The 26,360-nt window shown below is 45.6% G+C and carries 18 protein-coding genes; 6 read left to right on the top strand and 12 right to left on the bottom strand.

Annotated features, from left to right (window positions below):
- Positions 1-31: 31 nt before the first annotated feature.
- Genes V1467_RS17505 through V1467_RS17495 form a run of 3 tightly spaced genes read right to left on the bottom strand, consistent with a single transcriptional unit; the run spans position 32 to position 1,768 of the window.
- Entirely contained in the window at positions 32-313 is a 282-nt protein-coding gene (locus tag V1467_RS17505; protein ID WP_416306264.1) for a helix-hairpin-helix domain-containing protein, read from the bottom strand.
- 10 nt (positions 314-323) lie between these two features.
- Entirely contained in the window at positions 324-812 is a 489-nt protein-coding gene (locus V1467_RS17500) for a hypothetical protein (protein WP_416306263.1), read from the bottom strand.
- A 47-nt stretch (positions 813-859) separates the two neighbouring features.
- Positions 860-1,768: an AEC family transporter gene (locus tag V1467_RS17495; RefSeq protein ID WP_416306262.1), complete on the bottom strand. Its 909-nt coding sequence runs from the start codon at positions 1,766-1,768 to the stop codon at positions 860-862.
- Positions 1,769-2,128: 360 nt separating this feature from the next.
- Between V1467_RS17495 and V1467_RS17490 the strand changes: the two genes are divergently transcribed.
- Positions 2,129-2,674 carry a hypothetical protein gene (locus V1467_RS17490; RefSeq protein ID WP_416306261.1) on the top strand — a complete coding sequence of 182 codons (546 nt, stop codon included), beginning with the start codon at positions 2,129-2,131 and terminating at the stop codon, positions 2,672-2,674.
- Positions 2,675-2,826: 152 nt separating this feature from the next.
- Here the strand turns inward: V1467_RS17490 and V1467_RS17485 are convergent, their stop codons facing one another.
- Together V1467_RS17485 and gltB are read right to left on the bottom strand one after the other, a co-directional pair.
- Positions 2,827-4,242 carry an FAD-dependent oxidoreductase gene (locus V1467_RS17485; RefSeq protein WP_416306260.1) on the bottom strand — a complete coding sequence of 472 codons (1,416 nt, stop codon included), beginning with the start codon at positions 4,240-4,242 and terminating at the stop codon, positions 2,827-2,829.
- 9 nt (positions 4,243-4,251) lie between these two features.
- A complete protein-coding gene (gene gltB / locus V1467_RS17480) occupies positions 4,252-8,715 on the bottom strand; it encodes a glutamate synthase large subunit (RefSeq protein ID WP_416306259.1) in 4,464 nt (1,487 codons plus the stop codon).
- Between the two features lie 950 nt (positions 8,716-9,665).
- Here gltB and V1467_RS17475 point away from each other — a divergent pair.
- The gene (locus V1467_RS17475) at positions 9,666-12,731 is read left to right on the top strand and encodes a S8 family serine peptidase (RefSeq protein ID WP_416306258.1); all 3,066 of its coding nucleotides are present in this window, start codon (positions 9,666-9,668) and stop codon (positions 12,729-12,731) included.
- A gap of 75 nt (positions 12,732-12,806) precedes the next feature.
- The gene (locus V1467_RS17470; RefSeq protein WP_416306257.1) at positions 12,807-13,370 is read left to right on the top strand and encodes a hypothetical protein; all 564 of its coding nucleotides are present in this window, start codon (positions 12,807-12,809) and stop codon (positions 13,368-13,370) included.
- A gap of 75 nt (positions 13,371-13,445) precedes the next feature.
- Here the strand turns inward: V1467_RS17470 and V1467_RS17465 are convergent, their stop codons facing one another.
- Both V1467_RS17465 and folE2 read right to left on the bottom strand, forming a co-directional pair.
- The gene (locus V1467_RS17465) at positions 13,446-13,814 is read right to left on the bottom strand and encodes a hypothetical protein (RefSeq protein WP_416306256.1); all 369 of its coding nucleotides are present in this window, start codon (positions 13,812-13,814) and stop codon (positions 13,446-13,448) included.
- A gap of 112 nt (positions 13,815-13,926) precedes the next feature.
- Positions 13,927-14,853 (bottom strand): GTP cyclohydrolase FolE2, encoded by a 927-nt coding sequence (folE2, locus tag V1467_RS17460; RefSeq protein ID WP_416306255.1) that lies wholly within the window; start codon positions 14,851-14,853, stop codon positions 13,927-13,929.
- A gap of 271 nt (positions 14,854-15,124) precedes the next feature.
- Between folE2 and arcB the strand changes: the two genes are divergently transcribed.
- Positions 15,125-17,482 (top strand): aerobic respiration two-component sensor histidine kinase ArcB, encoded by a 2,358-nt coding sequence (arcB, locus tag V1467_RS17455; protein ID WP_416306254.1) that lies wholly within the window; start codon positions 15,125-15,127, stop codon positions 17,480-17,482.
- A 34-nt stretch (positions 17,483-17,516) separates the two neighbouring features.
- Here the strand turns inward: arcB and V1467_RS17450 are convergent, their stop codons facing one another.
- The 5 genes from V1467_RS17450 to V1467_RS17430 all read right to left on the bottom strand — a co-directional run bounded on the left by V1467_RS17450 (position 17,517) and on the right by V1467_RS17430 (position 22,227).
- Positions 17,517-18,830, bottom strand: coding sequence for a gluconate:H+ symporter (locus tag V1467_RS17450; protein WP_416306253.1), 1,314 nt, complete (start codon positions 18,828-18,830; stop codon positions 17,517-17,519).
- Between the two features lie 125 nt (positions 18,831-18,955).
- Positions 18,956-20,212, bottom strand: coding sequence for an ATP-binding protein (locus V1467_RS17445; RefSeq protein WP_416306252.1), 1,257 nt, complete (start codon positions 20,210-20,212; stop codon positions 18,956-18,958).
- A gap of 27 nt (positions 20,213-20,239) precedes the next feature.
- Entirely contained in the window at positions 20,240-20,935 is a 696-nt protein-coding gene (locus V1467_RS17440; protein WP_416306251.1) for a response regulator, read from the bottom strand.
- Positions 20,935-21,288, bottom strand: a complete 354-nt coding sequence (locus V1467_RS17435) for a DUF3019 domain-containing protein (protein WP_416306250.1) — start codon at positions 21,286-21,288, stop codon at positions 20,935-20,937. The genes V1467_RS17440 and V1467_RS17435 overlap by 1 nt, the downstream gene beginning before the upstream one ends.
- Before the next feature lie 30 nt (positions 21,289-21,318).
- Entirely contained in the window at positions 21,319-22,227 is a 909-nt protein-coding gene (locus V1467_RS17430) for a MipA/OmpV family protein (RefSeq protein ID WP_416306249.1), read from the bottom strand.
- Positions 22,228-22,798: 571 nt separating this feature from the next.
- Here V1467_RS17430 and V1467_RS17425 point away from each other — a divergent pair.
- Together V1467_RS17425 and V1467_RS17420 are read left to right on the top strand one after the other, a co-directional pair.
- A complete protein-coding gene (locus V1467_RS17425; protein ID WP_416306248.1) occupies positions 22,799-25,048 on the top strand; it encodes a TonB-dependent receptor in 2,250 nt (749 codons plus the stop codon).
- Positions 25,049-25,214: 166 nt separating this feature from the next.
- Positions 25,215-26,240, top strand: a complete 1,026-nt coding sequence (locus V1467_RS17420) for a LacI family DNA-binding transcriptional regulator (protein WP_416306247.1) — start codon at positions 25,215-25,217, stop codon at positions 26,238-26,240.
- Positions 26,241-26,360: the final 120 nt, after the last annotated feature.

Genomic DNA, 26,360 nt, shown 5'->3' with positions numbered 1-26,360 from the left:
GATTTAGGGTTGGTCAATCTGACGTTAATGATTATAACTGTGGGTAATTCTTTTTCCGCAGTTTAGTAAACTCCCACCATTTTTTCGCACTACCGCCCTGCATATAATCGACTGCGGCCATATAGGTATCCAGTACGCAGGGGTCTTGACGGACGCCGGTGATAGTACTTAATTGTTGATATAACTGATAAGGATCCTGGCCAATCAGCTCGGCAGGTTGCTTTAAACCCAGCTGGATAAAATCCCGTTCCATCGCCGGGCCGATATTGGGGATATCCTGAAAGCGCTGAATATTTTTTCGGTCAGTGGACATGCAATGTTCTCTATTCACATTCGTCACGAAGCATGGTCCAGATAACATTGGCGACTTTCCATTGACCATCCTGCTTTACCAAATCAATCGAATCGATGCCACAATGGGATAATTTGCCGTCGATTAAAAACTCGTATCTGCCCCAGATAACTGCCATCGGCCCTTCGAGTAATACTGTCGGTGTTTCTGTCCAGCGTTCAATATAGTGGTGCTCACTGGGACTAACCTTGCTGGCAAAGGCTTCGTTCGTCACCAAACGCATGGCGTACTCCTGGTTATCACTGTCTTTTTGACGGATCAGGGCAATATTGACGCCCTCAGCGAGTTGTAGCGCCCGCCAATCGTCCGGATTGCCACTGCTGACTGCATCAAATATCTTGTCTGCAACCTTGAGTACTGCCTGTTTATCGGTTTCGACTTCGGTCGCACTAGCCGTTGAGAGAAAGCAGGCAATTATTGCCAGACAAATGTTATTAATCAATTTGCTTAGGTTTGTCATTGTTATTATTCCTTGCAGTGATGTTCAAATTTTTATAGCAGAATGGCTTAAGCCAGCGTTAATAGCCAGTGTAGTACCGGCAATGTTATCAGGCTTAATAATAATCCAATGCCGACTAGTGCACTGACCAGCTCCGGGACTAATCCGGCTATAATTGCCACGGCGCCTGCTGAAATCATCGGTGGCATGGCGGCGGCAAAAATGGATACTGTTGCGGCCAGATTGTCCTGTCCCATACCTTGCCACAGAATAAATGTGAACAACGGCATTAATAATAATTTGGTACCAAGCCCTATCAAGAAAGGTGCACGGTGATGGTTGTCCAGCCGCAATTTAAGACTGAACCCTACCGCCACCATCACCACAGGAATCAGGGTCAGGCTCAGGTTATCAATCAACTGTTGAATAAAAGCGGGATATTCATGCTGTCTGAATGCCAACCCGATCAGCAATGCCAAAAAAGCCGGGAAGCTGAGAATTTTTAGCAGAATTTTGGACCAGGACAGCGGATTGCCACTATTGCCGTATAACGTGGCAATAATAGTGGCGTAGGTAGCCAGAGCGATAAAGGTGCCCAGTTGGTCATAAATCACTATATAGGGCATGGCAGTATGGCCGTAAAAACTTTCTACCATGGGAAAGCCTAAAAAGGAGGTGTTCCCCAGCGGCAGCACTATCAGTAATGCACCCGTCACCTGTTTGGACCAGCCTAACAACTTGGCCAGGGTAATAATCAGTAACGCAACCAGAATAAGTAATATCCAGGGGGTAAGTAGCGGGATCAACAATTGCCCGGAAAAACTTATAGATGGAACCTTTTGCAAAATCACTGCTGGCATACTGACGTACAGAACAAAGCTGTTGAGCGCCAAACTGGCATTGTCAGGAATCGATCGGATACGTCTAAGCAGTATTCCAATCAGCAAGTACACCAGTATGAGATAGAAATTGTTCATTGAGTAAAAAGTCCCGACTAAGTTAATGATTCGATTAGGTTATTGCTCTATCAGCATGTCAATGTTGAATGGGCATATGTAAATTCAGCTCACGATTCGATGCTGCAATGCACTTACTTACCAGATATCACCTAATGTATTAAATAAAAAGCTGAATTTAGCCAAAATAAATGCACTTTGTTTGCTTGTAGTACGCCAAATTGAATAGGCCATACTAGCTAATCAATTGATATAAAAGTAAGGTTAAAGTAGGGAATAGCGAATTAAATGGACAAATTTTGCATTTAGTCGTTATGGAACAGCTAAAAATGTAGCAAATTATCCGAGTAAATTGATAATAAATTAAAAAGGAGTTTTCGCGTGTTTAGATTTCTTAACCGTTTTGTTTTTGTTGCCATTGTACTGAGTCTTTCAGGTTGTGCCGGACTCGCAAATATGAAAGAAGTAAAATTTCAGAATGAGATTGAGCCGGATAAGGCAATGGTAAATATCGTACGACGAAGCGTTTTTATGGGAGATGGAGCGAAAGTTGAAGTATGGGATAGTGACAAATTTATTGGAACATTGAGTGCGGGGACACTTCTTCAATATAAAACTAATCCGGGTTCGCACACTTTTATGGTGTACGTTCAAGGATCTTGGGGAGTGGCCAAGGGAGAAATCAAGTCTGGAAAAACATATTATTTAAAATTTAATATGTCCGGCTGGGGGCCAATAAGTTTGGGCGTTGCCAAGTCAGATGACCCAAGAATTGGTGAATGGAACAGAATGACTACCGTTGCAATAGATGAGTCATCCTCTAAAGATATTCCTGAGAAATATGTTCTAAGCGCCCGTAAAATTTTAAGCAGGGTCAAGGAAGGCAGCGCAAATGTTACGCCAATTACAGATTCAAATGCGTTATAGATATTTACGAAGCTAAACAAATCGGGAGACTTGAACGTGATCGTTTGCGTTTTGTAATTCTTCAGTATGTTGGTTTCATTTAAAAACTGGCTAAGATTTAAATCCAATAAAAAGGCACCTTCAGGTGCCTTTTTATAAACTATTGCATCTATTTACACACCCAGATAATCCAGTATGCCGTTAGCGGCATTGCGGCCTTCGTCAATGGCAGTCACCACCAAGTCGGAACCCCGTACCATATCACCACCAGCGAAAATGGCAGGATTACTGGTCTGGAACGCGAATTTACCTTGTTTAGGTGCGCGTACCCGGCCTTTTTCATCCAAAATAATGCCGTAATCGGCAAACCAGGGGCTGGGACTGGGTTGGAAACCAAATGCGATAATCACCGCATCGGCTTCTAACACATGCTCTGAACCCTCGATTGGTTGCGGACTGCGCCGTCCGGCGGCATCAGGCGGGCCCAATTCGGTTTTGACCATATGAACACCACAAGCATCGCCATTGTCATCGACGGCAATGTCAGAAGGTTGCAGATTAAACTGGAAGTCGACTCCTTCTTCGCGGGCATTTTGCACTTCACGGCGAGATCCCGGCATGTTTTGCTCGTCACGGCGATAGGCACAGATAACATGCTCGGCACCTTGACGAACAGCGGTGCGAACGCAATCCATGGCGGTATCACCACCGCCCAGTACCACGACTTTTTTGCCTTTCATATCGACATAATCGGCTGGATCTTTTTCCAGTCCCATCAATCGGTTGGTATTGGCCACCAGATAAGGCAGCGCCTCGTATACGCCGGGGGCTTTCTCATTGTCAAAACCGCCTTGCATATATTTGTAGGTCCCCATGCCGAGGAATACCGCATCGTATTCATCTAACAGTTGCTGGAACGGGATATCTTTGCCGATTTCGGTATTGAGCTTAAATTCGATACCCATTTCTTCGAAGATCTGATGGCGTAATTCCATCACTTCTTTTTCCAGCTTGAAGGCAGGAATACCGAAGGTCAGCAAGCCGCCAATTTTTTCGTACTTATCGAATACCACAGGTTTAACCCCGTTGCGTACCAGGATATCGGCACAGCCTAAACCAGCGGGACCGGCACCGATAATGGCGACTTTTTTGTCGGTGGGGATCACCTTGGACATATCCGGCCGCCAGCCTTGTTTAAACGCGGTATCGGTAATGTATTTCTCAATACTACCAATGGTCACAGCACCAAAATCGTCATTGATGGTGCAAGCCCCTTCACATAAACGATCTTGCGGACAAACCCGTCCACATACCTCGGGTAAGGTATTGGTTTTACTGGATAATTCCGCTGCTTCAAAAATACGTCCCTCATTGGCCAGTTTCAGCCATTGAGGAATATAGTTATGTACCGGGCACTTCCATTCACAATAGGGGTTACCGCAGTCGAGACAGCGATCTGCCTGACCTTGCACTTGTGTGTCGCTCATTGGCTGATAGATTTCAGCAAATTCTGCACGTCTGATGATCACCGGCTTTTTGGGAGGATCGATACGCTCTACATCAACAAACTGGTATATATTTTTTGCCATAACGCCTCCTTAGTTAACCTGCACACGTAGCTCTTCAGTCGAGCGACTAATGTGGCCAAGTAAGTTTTTAACATCGCTGGTTTTAGGTTTTACCAAGCGGAATTTAGGTAAATACTCAGCATAATTAGTTAGCAGGTTAAGCGCGTGCTCACTACCGGTCTCTTCATAATGCTGGTTGATCAGACCACGCAAGTGTTCCGACAAAATTACTTTATCTTCAATGCCCAACGTATCGACCAGATCACCATTAACTCGCTGATCAAAGTCATTATTTTCATCCAGCACATAGGCGAAGCCACCGGTCATACCCGCCGCAAAGTTAACTCCTGTGCGGCCCAGTACGGCGACGATCCCACCTGTCATATACTCACAACCGTTATCCCCAATACCCTCTATAACAGCAATGGCACCGGAATTACGTACTGCAAAACGTTCGCCCGCACAACCTGCGGCAAATAATTTTCCCCCTGTGGCACCGTATAAACAGGTGTTGCCGGCAATCACGCTATCCTGAGTGCTAAAACTCACTCCAGCAGGTGGGTGGATCACCAACTTACCACCGGTCATACCTTTACCTACATAATCGTTTGCGTCACCTACTAATGTCATTTCCAGTCCACCCGCATTCCACACCCCAAAACTTTGTCCTGCGGTGCCGGTAAAGTGCAGCTTGAGTGGATGTTCTTCCATGCCTCTATTGCCGTGACTTATGGCAATGCTACCGGATACCATCGCACCTACTGAACGGTCGGTATTGCGAATGGGATATTTGAATATACCGCCGGCTTTACGCTCAATTGCACCCTTTAAATCCACTAGCAGTTGCTGGTTAAGATCGCCTCTGTCTGCCGGTGTGTTTTCTTCACTACAAAACAGACGGGTGTGATCGCCAGCTGTGGGTTTAGCCAGGATCGGTTTAAGATCTAGCTTGTTTTGGCGTGCGGTAATACCATCCAGCACGCTCAATAATTCGGTGCGACCAATCAGGTCGTCGAGTTTTTTCACGCCAAGTCCGGCCATGATTTCACGCACTTCCTGGGCAATAAATTTAAAGTAATTCATTACCATTTCAGGCAGGCCGATAAAATAATTATCGCGCAGGGTTTGATCCTGAGTTGCTACGCCTGTGGCGCAGTTGTTGAGATGGCAAATTCGTAAATATTTACACCCTAATGCGACCATAGGACCGGTGCCAAAACCGAAACTTTCGGCCCCTAATATGGCTGCTTTAATTACGTCCAGCCCGGTTTTTAACCCGCCGTCGGTCTGTACCCGCACTTTATGACGTAAACCGTTCTCGACCAGTGCCTGTTGGGTTTCGGCTAAACCTAATTCCCAGGGACTGCCAGCATATTTAACTGAAGTTAGCGGGCTGGCGCCGGTGCCACCGTCGTAACCGGACACCGTAATTAAATCGGCATAGGCTTTGGCCACGCCACAGGCAATGGTGCCGACGCCGGGTTCGGATACTAATTTAACCGAGATCAATGCCTTTGGATTAACCTGTTTAAGGTCAAAAATCAGCTGGGCCAAATCTTCGATAGAATATATATCGTGATGTGGCGGTGGTGAAATTAAGGTCACGCCCGGTACCGAGTGACGTAGTTCGGCGATATATTTATTGACCTTGTCGCCGGGTAATTGACCGCCTTCGCCGGGCTTGGCACCCTGTGCGACTTTGATCTGGATAACATCGGCATTAACCAGATAATGTGGAGTGACGCCAAAGCGACCTGATGCCACTTGTTTGATTTTGGAATTACGTTCGTTACCAAAACGTTTTGGATCTTCGCCACCTTCACCCGAATTGGATTGACCGCCCAAACGATTCATGGCAATTGCCAGTGCTTCGTGAGCTTCCGGGCTCAATGCCCCGATGGACATCGCCGCGGTATCAAAACGCGGGTATAAATTGTCGGCGGCTTCAACCTCATCAATAGAGATAGAATCGGTTTGCGGATTGAGAGTCAACAGATCTCGCAACGTCGCAATCGGACGTTCATTCACCAAGGCACTGAATTTTTGATAATCGGCATAATCGCCACTGACCACGGCTTTTTGCAACGTGGTGACCACGTCAGGGTTATAGCTGTGATACTCACCATCATGCACATATTTGAGCAGGCCACCATGGGAAATGGTTTTGCGCTTTAGCCAGGCAATACGGTTTAGGTTGATTTGATCCTGTTCGAAATCTTCAAAATCGGCGCCCTGGATACGACTGGGAATGCCTTTAAAGCAGACCTTAACCACATTATTACTGATCCCGATGGCTTCAAACAGTTTTGAACAACGATAGCTGGCGACGGTGGAAATACCCATCTTGGACATGATTTTGTACAAGCCCTTATTGATGCCTTTACGGTAGTTCATAATTGCCTGCAGAGGCGTCTGGTCTATTTGTCCACTTTCAACCAGTTGTTCAATAATTTCGTAAGCCAGGAACGGATAAATCGCAGTGGCACCCAAACCAATCAATACCGCAAAATGATGTGGGTCCCGCACTGAAGCGGTTTCTACCACAATGTTGGCATCACAACGCAAGCCTTTATCCACCAGGCGGCGTTGTACGGCACCCACTGCCATGGCTGCAGGGATTGGGATCAAATTAGGTTTGATATGCCGGTCGGTCAAAATAACGAACGCGGCTTTTTTGTGTTTAACCAAATGTTCCACCTGATCACAGACGCGCTTGATGGCATTTTTCAGGCCTTCGGCGGGCTTGTAATTCAGATCAATAAATTCGGAATAGTAAAATTCGGGATCATAGTTACGCAGTTGTTTCAGATCGGTATAGACCATGATGGGCGATTCAAATAATACCCGATCGGCATAACCCGATGTTTCACTGAATACGTCTTTTTCACGGCCAATACAGGTGGCCAGTGACATCACATGGTTTTCACGTAATGGATCGATTGGCGGATTGGTGACCTGGGCGAATTGTTGACGGAAATAATCGTAGATAGTCCGCTGTTTGGAAGACAGTACCGCCATTGGGGTGTCGTCACCCATTGATCCCGTGGCTTCCTGACCATCTTTTGCCAACACTTTCACCACCTGATCAATTTCTTCATAGGAGTAGTTAAACTGCTTGAAGTAGGTATTCATCATGTCATCGTCGAACAAACGTTTACCAATTTCTGGATGTTCGCATTGATCAATAGGGGTCAGATGGCGGATGTTTTTATCTAACCATTCACGATAAGGATGACGACCTTTTAAATCATTGTCGATTTCATTGGTGCGCCAGATTTTGCCTGTGTAAGTATCCACTGCCAGCATTTCGCCCGGACCGACCCGGCCTTTTTCCAGCACATCTTTTTGCTCGTAATCCCAGATACCGATTTCTGATGCCAGTGTGATCCAGCCATCTTTGGTCATTACATAGCGGGCTGGACGCAAGCCGTTGCGATCCAGATTACAGGCCACATGACGGCCATTAGTTAACACTATCCCGGCCGGACCGTCCCAGGGTTCCATATGCATGGAATTGAATTCATAGAAGGCTTTTAGATCCGGATCCATGGTTTTGTTATTCTGGTATGCAGGTGGAACGAGTAAACGCATGGCGCGGAATAAATCCATGCCACCGGCTAAAAATAGTTCCAGCATGTTATCCAGCGACGACGAATCTGAACCGACTTCATTAACGAAAGGTGCCGCTTCATGTAAATCGGGGATCAATGGTGTACGGAATTTACTAGTACGTGCTCTGGCCCAGTCACGGTTACCCCGAATGGTATTGATTTCACCATTATGGGCTAAAAATCGGAAAGGTTGCGCCAGCGGCCAACGTGGTAAGGTGTTGGTAGAAAAGCGCTGGTGGAATACGCAAATGGCAGATTGCATTTTATCGTCGGCCAGATCCAGATAAAATTTGGGCAAATCGCCTGCCAGCACGAGCCCTTTATACACTGTGACCAGTGATGACAAACTGGCAATATAGAATTCTTCATCTTCCGCCAAACGTTTTTCTGCGCGACGGCGTGCCATAAACAGGCGACGTTCCAGATCGTGTGAACTCCAGCCACTAGGCGCATTAACAAACACCTGTTCAATCTGCGGTACGCAACTTGCCGCTAACTCGCCCAGCAATTCCTGATTGGTTGGCACCACACGCCAACCTAATATATTCAGCGTTTCACGATCGAGTTCTTCATTTAGTACTACCCGAGCCATTTCCGCTTTAATCGGATCTTGACTAAGGAAAATCATGCCAGCAGCGTAATTTTGCGCCAGTGTCCAGCTTTGCTGTTTGGCAACATGTTGGAAAAAAGCATCCGGTGTTTGCATTAGCAAACCGCAACCGTCACCTGTTTTGCCATCGGCAGCAATACCGCCCCGATGCTGCATCCGGTCAAGTCCTTCAATCGCTGTTTGTACCAGCTTGTGACTCGCTTCGCCCTTGGTATGGGCGATTAAACCGAAGCCGCAATTATCCCGCGAATCATTAGGATGATATAAACTCATGATGATTAGCTCCTTCAACATGTAGATTGGCTGGAAGTTTTAAAAAATTAATAAGTTACTACGCCTAATATTAGGCTACAGAAGTTGTGTTGGGGTTCCGTCTTTGCGCGTTTTCGCGTTTAGTGATTCCGTTTAGTAATAAGAGGAATCTTTATGCATTTGTCCAGACCGGAACAGGAGAACATACCTAGTTCGGATTCTAAAATCAATTGTTCTGTGCTTTTGTCCACGTATTTCATATGGTTTTTTTGTTAATAATTAATTTAACTATTTGAATTTATTTAGTTTAAATTTGATTAGAATAGATTGTTCTCCATTAGTCATTTTGGTGATTTTGTATAAAAAACAACAAGGTCAGCTTTGATAGGCTGGCATATATGGCAAGTTGTAAGTTGCATAAATAACTATTTGATCTGCATAAATAAGTGGTTTGAGTAAGCCTAATAATAAATTGGATTGTTAAGTGAATAGTGACTGATTTGATCGCATGTCACAGGTTCAGGATATAATTCATTAATTATTTTAATGCTGAATACTCATCCATAAAAAATGCATAAAATATTAGTTTTAAAACTTTTCGATGTGGGTTATCTGTACGTTGCTTGCTGTTTTTGAAATATAAATTTTAATGTAAGCGCTTTATAAACAATAAGTTAGCCGCTTTGTATAAAAAATGCGTTGATTGATTTTTAATCTAATTTGTGTCGGTTTTTTTTACACTTCGAAGTATCTATTTTTCGTTTAAATCCATTTATAGAACTTATCTTATTGTTATATCTAATATAAAAATAGTTATAACGCCTGTGGCGTGTAATTTGCTTTATTTCTCCGGTCTGCTTTTTTCGATTGCCCTACAAGTCGTACATTTGGATATTCCAGATGGTAAAGGACAGATAAAAAAGCCCTGCAGATAAATTAAAAATTATTATAAAAGATATAGGGAAAGTTAAATGAAAAATGTTAGTTATCGTCGCCTGGGGATTCTATCCAGTGCGCTAGTCTTGTCGTTCGGCGTCTCGGCAGCCGCATCAGATATTGATCGAAGTCAACTTCAATTAAGTGATACGCAACCCAATAAAGCCGTTGCCAAGGCCAAAGAGTTATATATTGTTCAAATGAAAGGCGAATCTGCGATTCGGCATTCGGTTAATCTGGATAATATTCCAAAACGCGTTTCGGCCAACGCTATATCGATTAATTATAATGCTCAGTCCTCTTCGGCCCAGACTTATTTAGCCCAGTTAACCGCTAAGCGTAATTCGCTGATAGCCGCAACGGGTATAGCACAACCCTTGCATACTTATGGACATACCTTTAACGGGTTTAGTGTGAAACTGTCTGCCAAGCAGGTAGAGGTACTTAAAGCTAGTCCAGATGTGTTAAATGTATGGCGTGAAGAAGCTATGCAGATGGACACCACCAATACCCCACTCTTTCTGGGTTTAACCGAAGCGGGAGGCCTGCATATGTCGGGCCTGCAAGGTGAAGATGTGATTGTGGGAGTGGTTGATTCTGGTATTAACCCTGAGCATCCCAGCTTTGCCGACGACGGGTCATACACAGACCCTGCAGCATTAGGCTGGACTGGAACTTGCGACAATTCAACTGATCCTACCTTTACCTGTAATAACAAATTGATTGGCGCCAAGTACTTTAACGAGACCGCCAGTTCAGTAGGACCACTGGCAGATTACGAAATTGTGTCTCCTCGTGACGTTGATGGTCATGGGTCACATACGGCTTCTACTGCGGCAGGTAATGTAGTTGCGGCTGATTATCAGGGAGCGGACGCCGGTATCGCTAGTGGTATGGCGCCCAGAGCGCGAGTCGCAGCTTACAAGGCTTGTTGGGATCTGGTTGACCCCGATGATTCTGGTTGTTATTACGGCGATACAATGGCTGCAATTGAAGCGGCGGTAGAAGATGGCGTTGACGTCATTAACTTTTCTATTGGTGGCAGCTTAACCACGTTGTTAACTCCACCCGCGCAGGCATTTCTGGATGCATCAATTGCGGGAGTGTATTCAGTCACATCGGCTGGTAATGATGGGCCTGATGTGAGTACTGTTGGTATGCCGGTTCCCTGGGTAACCAATACTGCTGCCGCGACTTATGAAGGTTTCAGTTTGGCCGACGCCGCCAGAGTGAATACCGGTACATTAGCTGATACTGTAATCGAGGCCCCCCAAGGAGCCTACAAACCCCTCGATGAAGAAGGGATTACAGGCGAGCTCGCTATCGTTACGCCACTAGACGCATGTTCTGCGGTGACTAATCCGGAATCAATAGCGGGCAAATTTGCTTTGCTACAACGCGGTGGCTGTAATTTCACTGTTAAAATAGCCAATGCAGAAGCGGCGGGTGCCTCTGCGGTTGTGGTATTCAACAATGTATCAGATGCTCCCATTCCCATGGCAGGCGATCCGGCAGCAACAGTGTCTGCAGTGATGATTAGCCTCGAAAATGGTAACACTATTATGAGTGATATTGACTCTGGTACTGCGGTATCGATGACTTTATCTACTGCCTATAAGCTCCCCTCTGAAGAGCATGGCAATATCATGGCTGATTTCAGCTCCCGTGGCCCTAATCTAGCCGTTGCTGACTTAATGGTGCCCGATATTACCGCGCCAGGAGTGAAAATTCTGGCGGCAGCATCCCAAGGTGATGATTTTGCCTATTTGCAAGGCACTTCAATGGCCAGTCCGCATATCGCTGGTATAGGCGCCTTGTTAAAACAAGCCCATCCAGATTGGTCTCCAGCTGCAATCCAGTCTGCGATTATGACGACGGCCCGTCAGAATGTTGTTAAAGAAGATGAGTCAACTCCAGCGACTCCGTTCGATATGGGGGCCGGTTATGTGGTGCCTAATAGTGCTGTTAATCCTGGTCTGGTTTATGACGCCGGTATTTATGATTATCTCGGTTTTATTTGTGGCAAAGCAAATGAGGCGGCATCGGTACCGAATAACTACGGAATTTCCTGCGGCGCTTTTGAGAACGCCGGTTATTTGGGGGGCGCTGATTATAATCAGCCTAGTATTACCGTTTCGGAATTAGGCCAACCGCGTAGCATTATCCGTTACGTTACTAACGTATCTGGTGCAGCGGCGACGTTTAATGCCACAGTGGAAGCGCCAGAAGGTGTTGATGTCAATGTGCTGGTTTATAATGGAAGCAGCTTTGTTTCAGCCAGCTCTATGACCATTGCTGACGGCGGACTAGGCATCTATGCGGTGACATTATCGCAAAATAATCCACAACTGGATGCGTGGAAGTTTGGTTCTATTAGTTGGTCGGACGGCATTCATAATGCGCGTATCCCCTTATCAGTTAAAGCCGTGTTGCCCCCTCAAATTGAAGTGGTATCTGAACTGGTTTATCAGGCCGATACTGAGCGCCCCCGGATACTCATTCCAGTGACCACCAATTATAACGGTCGGTTATTTGCCAACGGTCATGGTATGGCTGAAGCGGAATATAACCTTGGACTGGTTTACCAGGATGAAGATCAGGCATTTACCTTTAATGAAGATAGCCTTGGTTTCAATGTGATGACCGTACAACCAGGCACCAAAGCGGTGAGATTTGCACTGTATACAGAGCAACTACCTGATGCGGCAATGGACCTGGATTTATTTGTTTATGCATGTCATGAGTGGTCTTGTACACAAGTAGGTACCAGTACCTCAGTTACCTCTGATGAATCTGTGACCATTGTGGATCCTGAGGCTTTGAATGATGAAGCTGCCGGTAACGTATATATTGCTTTTGTGCATGGCTACAACCTGAATGGTGCACCAGGAGTTTATTACTATCTGAATGAATTCCATGTGGCTGATCAGGAAAATAATCTGAGTGTTCGTGCCAGTTCGATTGCCCGTGATGGTGGTGTAACAAGAGTGTCATTCAGTATGGTTAATATTGAAGAAGGTCAACACTATCTGGGAGGCGTCAGCTTCGAAAATGGTGAAGGACAAGATATTGGTTTCACGTTAGTGGAAGTGAATCGTTAATAAACATTGTGCCGGATAATCGCCATCGCGGTAATCCGGCATACAACAATAATAAAAGCAGTAGGAGTAACAACTATGTTTAAGAAATTATTAGGTTTAACCGCCGCTACATTTATCGCCTTGACAAGCCTGAATGCCAACGCAGCTTTTGTGCACCATGATATCTATCTGGATAATGTGGTCGCTGATCCGGGTAACGCATTTGGTCTTAGTGACGGATTTGCTGGTGTGATTGGTTTTCTGGAGTTTGATACGATGAATGCCAATGCTCAAGCAGAAGTGGATGCCACTCTTGATCCGATGTTCAATTTCGAGATTAATCTGGGCGGAACTATTTTTACCATGGCAGATGATATTTTTGGTGATGCCTGGGCAGCTTTTGAATATCCGATTACGGTTGACGGTTTATTAAATAATCTACAAGTCTTCTTTGCTGATCTGATTGATATAAATGGCAATGAAGTTATTGTTGATTATGATGTGCTGGCTGGCGCTAATTACTTTGATGCCATAGATGCCCAAGGTAATTACTTATTTGGCGACGTGAGTTTTGTTAACTCTTCCGTTGTACCAGAGCCACCAATGCTAGCTCTAGTCTTAATTGGCCTGTTTGCTGTCAGACGTTTTAGCAAAAAATAAGTTTTTTATCTGCTATGAAAAGTAACAAGGCATCCAATTGGATGCCTTTTTTACAATTGAATGAGCCCTATTGTATTAATATTCCGCGCTTTGCCAGCCTGTGCGATAAATGGTGGATACTTTGGAAGGATCGCATAAAAACAATTTGCCCTTGCTATCACCATGATAAATATAATCTTTGCCATCTACCGATAACACTATCCGAATCCCGTCTGTTAATACCTGGTTATAATTGACGTCATCACGGGGACAGCCTAAGGCTTTGTTAGGCCAAATGACTTTTTCGGCCAGCTTGATTGTTGGGGAGCCTGCAGAGGCAAACTCCTGATTCAACATTTGTTTGGCATGTTCAATTTGCTGCTTTATAAAGTTATCCATATTAACCTCCTCAAAAGCCAGCGCATTGAATGACAATATTAGTAGACTGATTTTGACGATTTTCATTAAGTTTCCTTTGTTTCCAGCGACTGTTCCATTATAGGCACCAAAAATAAACGGGGACTGAATTGATATCGACCTGTTATAACAATCTAACTTATCCAGAGCTCAGGCTAACTTAGGCCTTATACCCGCTTTCAAGGCCCTTAGTCGCGATAGAGACGGCATCATGGGCATGTAGCGATTCGAGATGGTTCACTTTAAGCCAGAAGTCAGAAAATATCGGGGTATTGTCCAGTAGATATTTTAATTTTCTGGCGGCATCTTCACAAAACATCAGATTTTGGCCATTCAAGCGGGCAAATTCCTGCTCATCTTCACGTTTTACTGCCGCCTGTACCGGAGTTTTAAGAGTGTTTTCCACCCCGTCAACCAGTGCTTTAATCGGAAATTCTGTCACGCCTTCAGCCAACTGAACCTTAATTTCTGCTACACTGCGTTGGCTATGAGGAGTGGCAACAATACCTTGTACGGTGCCCAGCCAGTCATGGATCTGCTCCAGCTCGACACTCTTGTCGTTGGCAAATTTCTGCTGGAACGCTTCTTGAATCAATTGTCTGGCCAAGGCCGCAGAACAGGGGCAGGTAGAGGAATAGGGGACATCCAGCGATAATTCGATCGACAACTTACCTTGTTGTAATTGTCCATTGATGACTACAGGATAGGCTTTCCAACCTTGTTTGCCACTGACAAGGGAACTTCGACGCATATGATAGTCAAACTTGACGATAACCTGGGCGCTGTCGCTTAAATCACCATGACTGGTAATAAACTCTTGTAGCAACTGTTCAAGACTGCTGACGGTCAGACTGTCTTCAGTGGACAGTTTATCCAGTAACAAATACAAGCGTGACATATGGATGCCTTTGGCTTGTGGCTGGATAAGGTTAACGTAGGCCGAAACACTGGCGCTCACCATCCTGGGGTGGTTGTCATCGCTGGCCAGCATTAATGGCACTTCAATGTTGCTCATGCCGACGCGCTCAAGGACTCCTTCAGTTTGAGCCGTCAGGTGATTGGCGACATCAGGTAAATTTGTTGGCATTACTACTCCGAACTGCATCTAATTGGGGTAAAATCGTCTGGCAATGCCATAACGCTGATTTTCAGTTGTTAGGTTAAAAACAACCAACCCGCTAAAAAATAAATTGCTGCTTAAGCCTGTTTAAGCAGGACAATTTGGGATAAAACCCGATATGGGATTGAATTTACTAAATTCAAGTTATATCCAGAAGGTCAATCCATAGATGAATTGACCGCTAATGTTAGCATTTTTATTCAGATCGTTCATATAACGGAATCGGGGTACTTATTCTATGCAACAACATCAGCCAGCAGATTCCTGGGCTTTTCGCTTTGCACGTTTTGTTAAAAAGGCAGGAACGCTTAAAGCCAGTTTTCTGTTTGTGTTTATTGCGCTGTCTTTTACGCTGGTGGGATCGTATTTCTTGCGAATGCAGGTGACAGGTGAAGTCCAGTTAGTGGATTTTATCACCGCGATTATTTTAACTTTGCTCAGTGCGCCCTGGGTACTATTTTTCTTTAGTGAACTGGTCAAGCAGCTGGAACTTTCACGCAGCAATCTGACCGAGGTGGTGAGTCAACTTGAACGTTTACGTGAAGAAGATATTCTGCTGAATCGGGAGCTGCAGAACAATATACACCAGCTCAATTATGAGGCTGAACAACGTAAAGAGGCGCAGCAGGAACTGGAAGAACTGTATGCCGATCTGGAATCGGAAATTAAGGAGCGTACCGAAAAAGAACAGCAGGCTCAGCGTTTATCCATGTTACTGCGATCCATTATCGATGCTTCACCGGATTTAATCTATTACCGCAACGAGCAGGGAAAATTTGCCGGCTGTAATCGTATTGCCGAGCAAGTGACCGGTAAAAGCGAAGCTGAATTGTTGGGACTCACCCCTCATCATGTATTTGACGAAGATGTGGCTGGCGATATCGTTGCCAGTGATCAGGAGGTATTGGAATCCAACGTCGGGATTACCGAGGAACGTTGGTTAAAGTTTGCTGGTGGGCATCAGCGTTTGTATGAAATGCGCAAGGTGCCGTTCTACGACAATCAAGGCAACCGTTTAGGATTGCTGGCGTTTGGTCGTGATATTACCAAACGAAAAGAAGCGGAAATGGCGTTAGAGAAAGCTAGCCGGGATAAAACCGCCTTTATTGCTACTATCAGCCATGAATTGCGCACCCCCTTAAACGGTATTGTTGGTCTTAGCCGGATGCTCAGAGATACACCATTGCAATCCGAGCAACTCAGTTGGGTCAATACCATTTACACCAGCGCGGTGACCCTAGGGATCATTTTTAACGATATTATCGATCTGGACAAGTTGGGGCGTGACAGGCTTGAACTGAAAAAAGAAAGTGTCGATCTCAAGTTGTTCTTCAAGGAACTCAACAGTGTTATCGGTTTAATTACCAGTGAAAAAGGACTGGACTATGAAACCGAATTTTCGGATTGCTTACCACCATTTATCGAAGCAGACAGCACCCGTTTGCGCCAGGTGCTATGGAATGTGTTATACAATGCGGTCAAGTTTACCCAGCGCGGTAAAGTGTGCTTTGAGTTGAACAAAGTCAATAATGATGCCGGTATGCCGGTGTTACAATTTAAGGTGTCCGACACCGGGATCGGTATACCTTCTGCAGAGTTGAACAAAATTTTTGCCATGTATTATCAGGTTAAGGACAACAATTTCAGCTCCGCGACCGGCACCGGTATAGGACTGGCAATATGCCAGAAGATGGTGCAAATGATGGGCGGCGAGATCAAGGTTGAAAGTACCGTGGGTCAGGGAAGCCAGTTTATTATCGAGGTTCCGCTGGTGGTGATTTCCACACCGGTAGAGAAACCTAAATTGTTAGTCAGTAATTTAAACATCTTGTTGGTTGAAGATATTGAACTCAATGTTGTGGTTGCCAAAGCGGTGCTTGAAAAAATGGGCCATCGTGTTGCAGTGGCCATGACGGGTAACGAGGCCATCGACATGGCCAGAAAACAGCAATTTGACTTAATTTTACTGGATATTCAGCTACCGGATATGACCGGTTTTGATGTGGCAAATGTGTTGCACGATGAAAACCTTGTCGAGCAAACGCCGATTGTGGCATTAACCGCCAATGTGATAAAAACCCGTCAGGAATATCTGGATAACGGTATGGATGATGTGATTGCCAAACCGATTAAAGTCAGTCGCATGACCGAAGTGATGAATCAGTTATTAGCCCCAATACAACAAGATAAGGAACAAGCTGTGTCGAACAATCAAGCTGAGCCCGTGCAAGATGAATCGGTGCTGGATATTACCAATTTGACCATGTTAGTGGATACCATCGGCGCCCAGATGCTGTTGACCAGCGTGGAAATGTTTCAGCAAAAAATGCCTGAATATCTGAACGTGCTGGAATCTAACCTGGCTGCGGAGCAGCAAAAAGGGGTGTGCGAAGAAGCGCATAAAATCAAGGGAGCGGCCAGCTCCATTGGTTTATGCCATGTGCGTAAGGTTGCAAATTTGATTCAACAGGAAGATCACCCTGCCTGGTGGGAAAATGTGCATGACTGGCTGGAAGAGCTTAAACAGGCATTGGAACAGGACCTGCCCAAATTGATTGAATGGCTGAATATAAGAATTGCCGGCGAGCAGGCTTAAATAACCTGATGCGGTGTGCCTTCAATTTAAATGCTTAAAGCACCGCATCCAGTATCAGCACCATAATAATTCCTACTACACCAACAATGGTTTCCATTAGTGACCAGGACTTAAAGGTATCCTTCAGGTTCAGATTAAAATAGCCTTTAAACATCCAGAAGCCGGAATCGTTGACATGGGAACACATTAAGCTGCCAGCACCAATGGCCAGGACCATCAGATTAGGATCGACATCGGTGGATAATACCAATGGTGCAACAATGCCGGCGGCGGTTAGACCGGCTACTGTTGCGGAGCCCAGACAGATACGAATAATGGTGGCAATCAGCCAACCCAGTAAAAGCGGGTTTAACTCAATACTTTGCAGTGCATCACCAATATCGGCGCTGACGCCACTGGCTACAAAAACCTGTTTTAACGCACCGGCTCCGGCGATGATCAACAGGATTACGGCAATATCTTTAATGGCATCCGAATAGCTGTCCATGATTTTACTGATTTTCATACCGCGCGATAATCCCAGCGTAAAAGTGGCAATGGCCAATGCCAGAATCATGACCACCATAGGATCACCAATAAACTTGATAAAAGTCAAAGCGCTATGATCACCCCCGGTCAAATAGGGCAACGCTGTTGTGCCCGCAATCAGAACTACCGGTAATAAACTGGTAGCAAAACTATTAAAGGCACTGGGTAAGTTGTTACTTTCGATGTTTGCCGGCTTGAAGGTTTCCAGAGGCTGACTATCGATATTTTTCAGCATTTTAGCAAAAACAGGTCCGGCTAGAGCCATGGTGGGAATAGCTACAATTAAGCCGTAAACCAGGGTGAGACCCATATTGGCGCCAAATTGGGGCACTAATGCTGTTGGTGATGGATGAGGAGGCAAAAATCCGTGTGTCACCGATAATGCAGCCAATAAGGGAATGCCCAGATAAACAGCCGGTAATTTAGTTTGATAGACCACCGAGAATACCAGCGGAATCAAAAGCACAAAGCCCACATTATAAAATAACGGGATACCCACAATAAAACCGGTCAGCATCAGCGCCCAGGTAATATATTTGTCGCCACACAGCTTCATCAGGCTAGTACTTATTTGCTGCGCTGCGCCGCTTTCCGATACCAGTTTTCCAAACATGGCACCCAGACAAATTATTACGGCTAGTGATCCAAGTAGACCACCTATACCTTTTTCAAGGGTAGCGGGAATGGACTCAAGCGGGATCCCCAATAGTATTGCAGCCACAATAGACGTGACTAAAAAGGCCAGAAAGGGGTGCAATTTTGCCCAAGTGATCAGTAACACTAATAACAGAATCGCCACAGAGACATAAATAATGGCCATAAATCAATTCCTTAGGTGATGGCTCTGGTTTAACTGTAAACGATTACATTTATCGCCCATGGATGTCAATAACATTTCATTAACACGGACCACTTATAGAGCGCTAACAATTGGAATGTCGCTATTTATCCGGAGGTCAGGTTATTTAACGGTTCTGCATCAATAGCCGGATAGCTGAGAACAAAACGGGCGCCGCCCAGTGGCGAGGTTTCTACCGTGCAGGTGCCGCCATGCCATTGCTGAATGCGTCTTACGATGGCCAGCCCAAGGCCGGCGCCACCTCTGGTTCTGTCACGACTGCTATCGGGACGATAAAAGGGATCGAATATACGTTCATGATTTTCTTCGTCAATACCCGGTCCGTCGTCATCCACATACAGAATAATAGTGTTGTGCTGACGCAGTATACGAATAAAGATTTCCTTGCTGGCGTAGCGCAGTGCGTTTTGTAGCAGGTTTTGCAACGAGCGTTGCACAAAGTGGGCATCAGCAATAATAATATGGTCAAATCCTTCTACGTGCAGATGCTTATCGTGCTGATAAGCTAATTTATTGACGATATCTTCGCAGATTTGTTTGAGCGGAATTTCCGACATATCCATTTCTGGCGCACTGGTTTCCATACTGGAATAGTCAAGCATCTCCTGCACCAGTGATTCCAGCTCATCGACGTCTTCTCTCATGGCTTTCCAGGGAGAGCTTCCCACTTGTGGTTTGAGTGCCAATGCAAATTTCAATCGAGCCAATGGAGTGCGGAATTCATGTGCGACAGCGCCTGTCAGTTCGCGTTTATTTAACAGCAATTGCTTGATTTTCAGTCCCAATTGATTAAATGCGTCGGCAATGGGTTTTAACGGGGAATGGGTAGATAATTCGACTTTGGCCAAGGAACCATCAGCATGTAATGTTTGGGTGGCGGCTTTCAGTGCATTCAAATCTCGCCACAACGGCCACACCCACAATGCCAAAGGAATACTTAACAAGACGAAAAACAGACTGCTGTATAATAAATAGGATGTCTGCTGCTGGACTTGCTGGTTAAAGGTCAATTCCAGCAAGCGACCATCGACCATTTGAATATAAAGCTGCTGACGGTTGATGTTGTCATGGATCACCACGGGTTGTCCGGCCTGCAGTCTCTTTTGGATGGAATCAGGCCAGGCCAGGCTGTCCGGATTCTTCCAGGACATATGCATGCCTGATTTGGCGGCGAGTTGGCTAATATCATGTTTGGGATAGAGGTGTCTGAATAGCACGCCGACCGATTCAGCGGCGGGAGAGGATTGAGGAGTATCATCGTAAAACAGATTGTCCATTGCCGCCGCCAGTAAAATAAGAGACAGGGCGATGACAAGGTATAAACTGATGAATAATCTGGCCATAGTGCGACAGTACCTCAGCCCGACGACCTAATCCCAGGCATCAGGAACAAAAAAGAATCCTTTACCCCATATGGTTTTAATTCGGTAGGGGTTTTGCTGATTATCAAATAACTTTTTACGCAGACGAGAAATGCGCACATCGGCAGAGCGATCCAGTCCGTCATAGGGACGACCGATCAATTCATCATAAATTTTATTTCGATCCACTACCTGAGAGGCATTCTCGGCCAACATCCATAGTAAATCAAATTCGTGGCTGGTCAGGGCTATCTGTTTACTCGCCAGCGTGACTTGTCGGGATGCGCTGTTAATCAACAGTTGCCCAAAGCTCATTTGCCGGTGATCTTTTTTACTGGCTGTGGATTTTACCCTGCGCAGTAAGGCGTGGATCCGGGCCAGCAATACACGGGGTTCCACCGGCTTGATCACATAGTCGTCGGCACCCAGTTCCAGACCTAGTACCTGATCGAAATTATCATCACGGGCAGTCATAAATAACAGCGGACCGGCGTAGGATGACCGGATCGTGCGGCACAAAGAAAAGCCGTCTTGACCGGGTAACATCACGTCCAGAATTAATATATCAGGTGGATTGCGTTCTATTTGTTGTTGCAAAGTGCTGCCATCAAACAGACAAGTCACTTTGAAGCCTTGTTCGGTTAAAAAATCGGCCACCAGACTACTAAGCCTTTTGTCATCTTCAACCAGCAATATATTCGTCATCAGAAAATACTCCAGGGGCTGCGAACCCTGCGTCGGCCTTGGGGGGATTGCAGAGTTTTAATTTTAAGATCGGCACTTAGTACAACATAATCGCGGCTGTTAACCAAAGCGAGTCGGCTGTTTTGTCCGTAACGGATAGTAGTTTGGAAAGATTGTTTTATTGTCTGCCAGCATTCGAGCTTCTGATCAGCCAAGTACAGGCAATAAGTATCATTCGGCAAACTCCGCGCAGAAATTGTCAGCGACATGGTGCAGAGATCCCCCGGTTTGTCTACCACACAGGTATCAGGCAATACTTGCCAATCGGGTTCTGTTGCCTGGCTTTCTGTTGTCGCCATCAACAACAAAAACATCAAGCCGAATCCTTTCAAGGTGCTCCCCTGTCAAAATTGATAGGCCGCTCCAATAAATCCGCTGACCACGTTATTACGTTCCACCAGAGGGCTATTGCGCATTGACTCGGGCAGGTGCTGGTAATTGGCGCGCATAATCCACGACCAGCGTTCTGAAATAGGTCTTCTGGCCAGCAAACCAATAGACGGGAACCAGCCGCTACCTGCCTGATACTGAAAACCGTCACCGACATTATCCCTGTCACCTAATCCGTAATAATAATTGAGCAACTGGCGACTCTTCCATTGCAAGCCTAATGTTGTCGATAATGTCCATTGATTAATTTGCCATGCATGTTGATAGTTCACATCGAGGTGCTGGCCATTATAAGTATTTGTGACATCAGTTAACACTGCTAACCGCCATTCGCCTGAACGGGTAATCCAATGGGCGCGAAGGCCGGCGTCAAGCGCCCAGTCACGATGAGCGGCGTCATCAAAATCAACGCGGCGTTTAGGCTCTTGTGAAGGTGAAAAACTGCTACTCAATTCCATATTTGAAAACAGTACGTTGGCTGGATGCCAAAAACTGAAGTAGGCTTTCTCGGTGTTGACTGCAACAAAGGTTTCCAGCGACAACGGATTATCCTGAATCCATTGATAGCCTAATTCACCGTTATCGAAATAGGCAGATTCGCCATACCAGGCGATATCGGGTAACACCACAAGAGGAATATTATCTCCGCCGTAAAGCGGATTAAGCTTAACGCCGGCTCCAACTGCAACGGCAATTTGCCAACTGCGTTGTGGCACACAGTGTTGGTCGGCCAATTCACAGGCATAGCCTGTCAGGCTGGTGATTAACAGCCCGCAAAGCAAAATAGTTGAAAGCAACTTCTTCAAGATCAACTCCACTACAGGTAAGGCGGCTAGCATAACAGAGGCTTTAATGCAGCTCATCAGGTGATTACAAATATTCACAATTCGATGCATTTGACAACGGATATCTGCGCTAACACCCGCTAGGCTAGTCAGAGCCTGTTGAACAATTCATATACCGAAAAGTTCGACAGGCTCTATTGATATGAAGCAGTAGCAAAGCTGAAGACAAGGATGCTCGGCTGTCCCTCTGGACTATATTGTATGTAATGAGTGTGGCGCTTTTATATGCATCGACGTCCGGATTACCGAAACCTGTTGTCGGAACGTCAAGGATGACGCCCTTTTTAATATTACTTCATCCCAAGTTTGTATATTAACCGTATTGCAATCGATATCAGCAAAACCTGGACGATTTTCGTCAATCTGCGCGCTTTCTTGGTTAATTTAACGAGTTCAATTATTTTTTGTTACGTGAAATACGCTTTTTTGTAAAAAAAATGCAAATTAAATTGCAATCGATTGCAAAAGCCGCTAATTTTATTTCACAACAGTTGGGAAAATAATAATGCGTCCGTTGTACAGCAGTAAAAATAATACACGACGATGCAGGATCCTGATTTATTCAATCGTTAACTTGGGAACTGAGACAATGAAATATAACAAGCTGGCAATCGCACTGGCAGTATCTGTCGCTATGGGGGCGGCCCATGCACAGCAAAAAGACAATCAACAGCAAGAAAAAAACGAATTCGAACAAATAGTTGTTACTGGTACACCGGGGGGTACGGCGGTAAGAAAAGTCGATGCCAGTTACGCTATTACCAATCTGTCGGCAGAGACGATGACCAAGCTGGCTCCCAAGAGCACGGCTGAATTATTTGTTGCCGTGCCCGGAGTCTGGGCGGAAAGTTCGGGCGGGGTGGCCGGTGCTAACGTCTTTGTTCGTGGTATGCCGGGTGGTGGTGATGCTCCGTTTTTAACCGTGCAGCTTGAAGGTGCTCCCGTTTTCCAACCGCCAACACTGTCATTTTTGGAAAATTCGTCATTATTCCGGATGGACGAAACCGTCAGCTTTATGGAGGCGTTACGTGGTGGCCCCAACCCGGTTATTTCCAATGGCCAACCTGGCTTAACAACTAACTTTATGCTCAAAGAAGGCACCGCAGGTACCGAGGGAACGGTAAAATACACTACTTCGGATTACGACTTGCAGCGCCTGGATGCGGTTATTAGTGGTGAGTTAGGTAATGATTTTTACTATATGATCGGGGGTTATGTTAAAAGTTCTCCGGGCATACGCGATGCAGGTTTTACTAGTGAGAAAGGTCATCAATTCACCATTAACCTGACTAAAGAGTTGGATAACGGCAAGATTAATTTATATACACGTATTACTGATGATCATGGGGTTTGGTATTTACCCACTCCACTGGTATCAGGTGTGGATGCAGGCTATACCCAAATTGGCACCATGAACAGACAAGCTACCATTCAATACGGTCCGGACGGTACAACCCAGAACATTGATTTGGGTGAGGGTCGTGGTTGGGATGGTTCAATATCCGGCGGCAAGATTAATCTGGAGCTGGGCAATGGCTGGACCTTTACCGATCGCTTTAATCTGACCAAAGGTGATGCCGATACCTTGGGCTTGGTGCCTGATGGCAATCCTGTGGCCTTGAGTTCAGTCGCTGACAATGGCGAAAGTGCGGTAGGCGTTGCAAGTGGAGATACCTACTCGGGGTCCACTCTGGTTCAGCAAATAGGTCGTTGGGTGGTGCGTAAAGAAATAGAGTCCTTTACCAATGATCTGGCATTCAGCAAACAACTTGATGCACTGAAAATGACCTTCGGAATGTATGCTTCCAGTTATTCGGCTAACGACTGGTGGTCCATTGGTAACCAGTCTTATCATGTGATTGCCCAGGGGGGAGAAAATCTGACCGGGATTGATTGCAATGACAATGCCGACAGCTGCGGCTGGAACTACGATATCAATTCAACCGGGGATGGTCGGACAAGGGCTTTCTACGCTGCGTTCGAGTATGACGTTACCGATCAACTGACGCTGGATTTAGGTGTGCGTCGAGAGAACCACGTTATTCAGTACTCGGTGGACGAAGGGCTGGATGGCGCGATCGATAAAACCGTGGATTACGACGAGGATTCTACGTCCTGGACTGTGGGTGGTAACTACGCATTGACTGATAATTCAGGAATTTTCGTGCGTATCAATAATGGTAGCAAAATGCCTTATTTTGATGACTTCCGCGATAATTATGGCAACTATCAAAATGGCAACGATTTAGTTTTCGATGTAAAACAAAGCGAGATTGGCTACAAACTGGCGGGTAGCAACTACAGCTTGTATGCCACCGCGTTTTTTAACGAAGTGGAAAGCTCTAATACGCTAGTACCGGGCGCGCCAGCCGAGTTGACCGTAAACGAAGCAACCGGCCTTGAAATTGATGCCAACTACGTATTCGAGTCCGGTTTGAATATCAATATGAACGCGACAATTCAGGATACCGAAATTACCGAGAGCTCCAGCGGTAACCAAGGTAATGAAGCACAGCGCCAACCCGGTTGGCAGGTACGCATTACTCCCAGTTATGACATAGAGCTGGACAATGGCGGCTATCTGACTTTGTATGGAACGATCGCATCCGTAGATGACCGTTGGTCGGATAATGGCAATACAGTCGTACTGGATGGCTACACCAAGATTGATGCGGGAGTAAACTGGGAGATGACCAGCAACTTTAACCTGCGTGTTTCGGTGGATAACCTGACCGATAAATTGGGGCTGACCGAAGGCGATCCACGCAATCCGGCGGCGCCAAATGGTCGGTATATTCTGCCCCGCTCAGTCAGATTGAGTGTTGGCTATAATTTCTAGTAAAAAGTGTGTGTCTGGCGGCCTGGGCAGTCAAATTACAGGTCGCCAACTTTCTGGCTGTTGAACCGCATCTCGCTGATCAACAAGCTTTTGTTCCTCGCATTTAAGCAATAACTGAATAATAATGACCCGCATAAAATCAAGTTAGTCTGTTCAGGAGCATGTTGTGGCGCAAGATCAAGTGAAATCGATTGCGGATATTGCCAAAATTGTCGGGGTCTCTGAATCAACGGTTTCCAGAGCACTGAGTAATAACAGCCTGGTCAGTGAAAAAACCCGCGCTAAAATTCAGCAAGTTGCACAACAACACAACTTCAAGATCAATGCTAAAGCTAGAGCACTAAGGCTACAAAAAACCAATACTATCGCCGTTGTAGTGCTATTTAAAGATCAGACCGGTCGTGGAATTTCCGATCCCTGGCTGCTGGATATTCTCGGCGCTATTGCCGACGAACTTACCTTGCATGGTTACGATATGTTGCTAACCAATACCCGCACTGCATCCAATGATTGGCGCAACTACTATTTCGATTCCAAACGGGCTGACGGATTAATTGTGATCGGTCAGGGAGTACATGATCAGCGTATTGATGCATTGGCAGCCAGTGATTTGCCCTTTGTCGTTTGGGGAGCGAGTTTACCCGGCACCAATTATTGTACTGTGGGTAGTGATAATAAAATGGGCGCTTATTTAGCCGTCACCCATCTGATTAATCATGGCTGTCGTGATATCGCATTTCTAGGCGATATCAGCCATAGCGAAATGGAGTTGCGTTGGCAAGGTTATTGTCTGGCTCTGGAGCAGTCGGGTATCTCGATACGGGATGAGCTTTATCAGGTAACTGATTTTACCAGTGAGTCGGGATTTAGTAGTACCGAACAATTGCTGGCAAACAAGATTAATTTTGATGCTATTTTTGCCGTCAGTGATGTGATTGCGCTGGGCGCGATGAAAAAATTGTCCGCTGAAAAAATTAATATGCCGGATGAAGTTGCGGTAGTTGGCTTTGATGACGTGGCTATGTCGCTGTTTTGCCATCCTTCGTTAACCACTATACGTCAGCAGACTCAGGAAGGCGGTAAATTGCTGGTGAATAAATTACTGAATAAAATTGCCGGTAAGCCGGTAGGGTCGCAAATTATGGATGTGCAATTGGTGGTACGGGAGTCCAGCCGCAAAGCGCATTTTTAATTGGAGTCTGTTTACCATCGTTGCCCAACAGAGGTTATCGCCAAACCTTCGTTTATTCTGTTTTTCCACAACTTTTTTATGATTTGTCGTCAGTTGATCCAGTTTCACTAAATCGTGGTA

Source organism: Neptunicella plasticusilytica, assembly GCF_047922965.1.
GTDB lineage: Bacteria > Pseudomonadota > Gammaproteobacteria > Enterobacterales > Alteromonadaceae > Neptunicella > Neptunicella plasticusilytica.
Note: the sequence above shows the minus strand (reverse complement) of the source record. Positions and strands in the feature narration are given on the sequence as shown.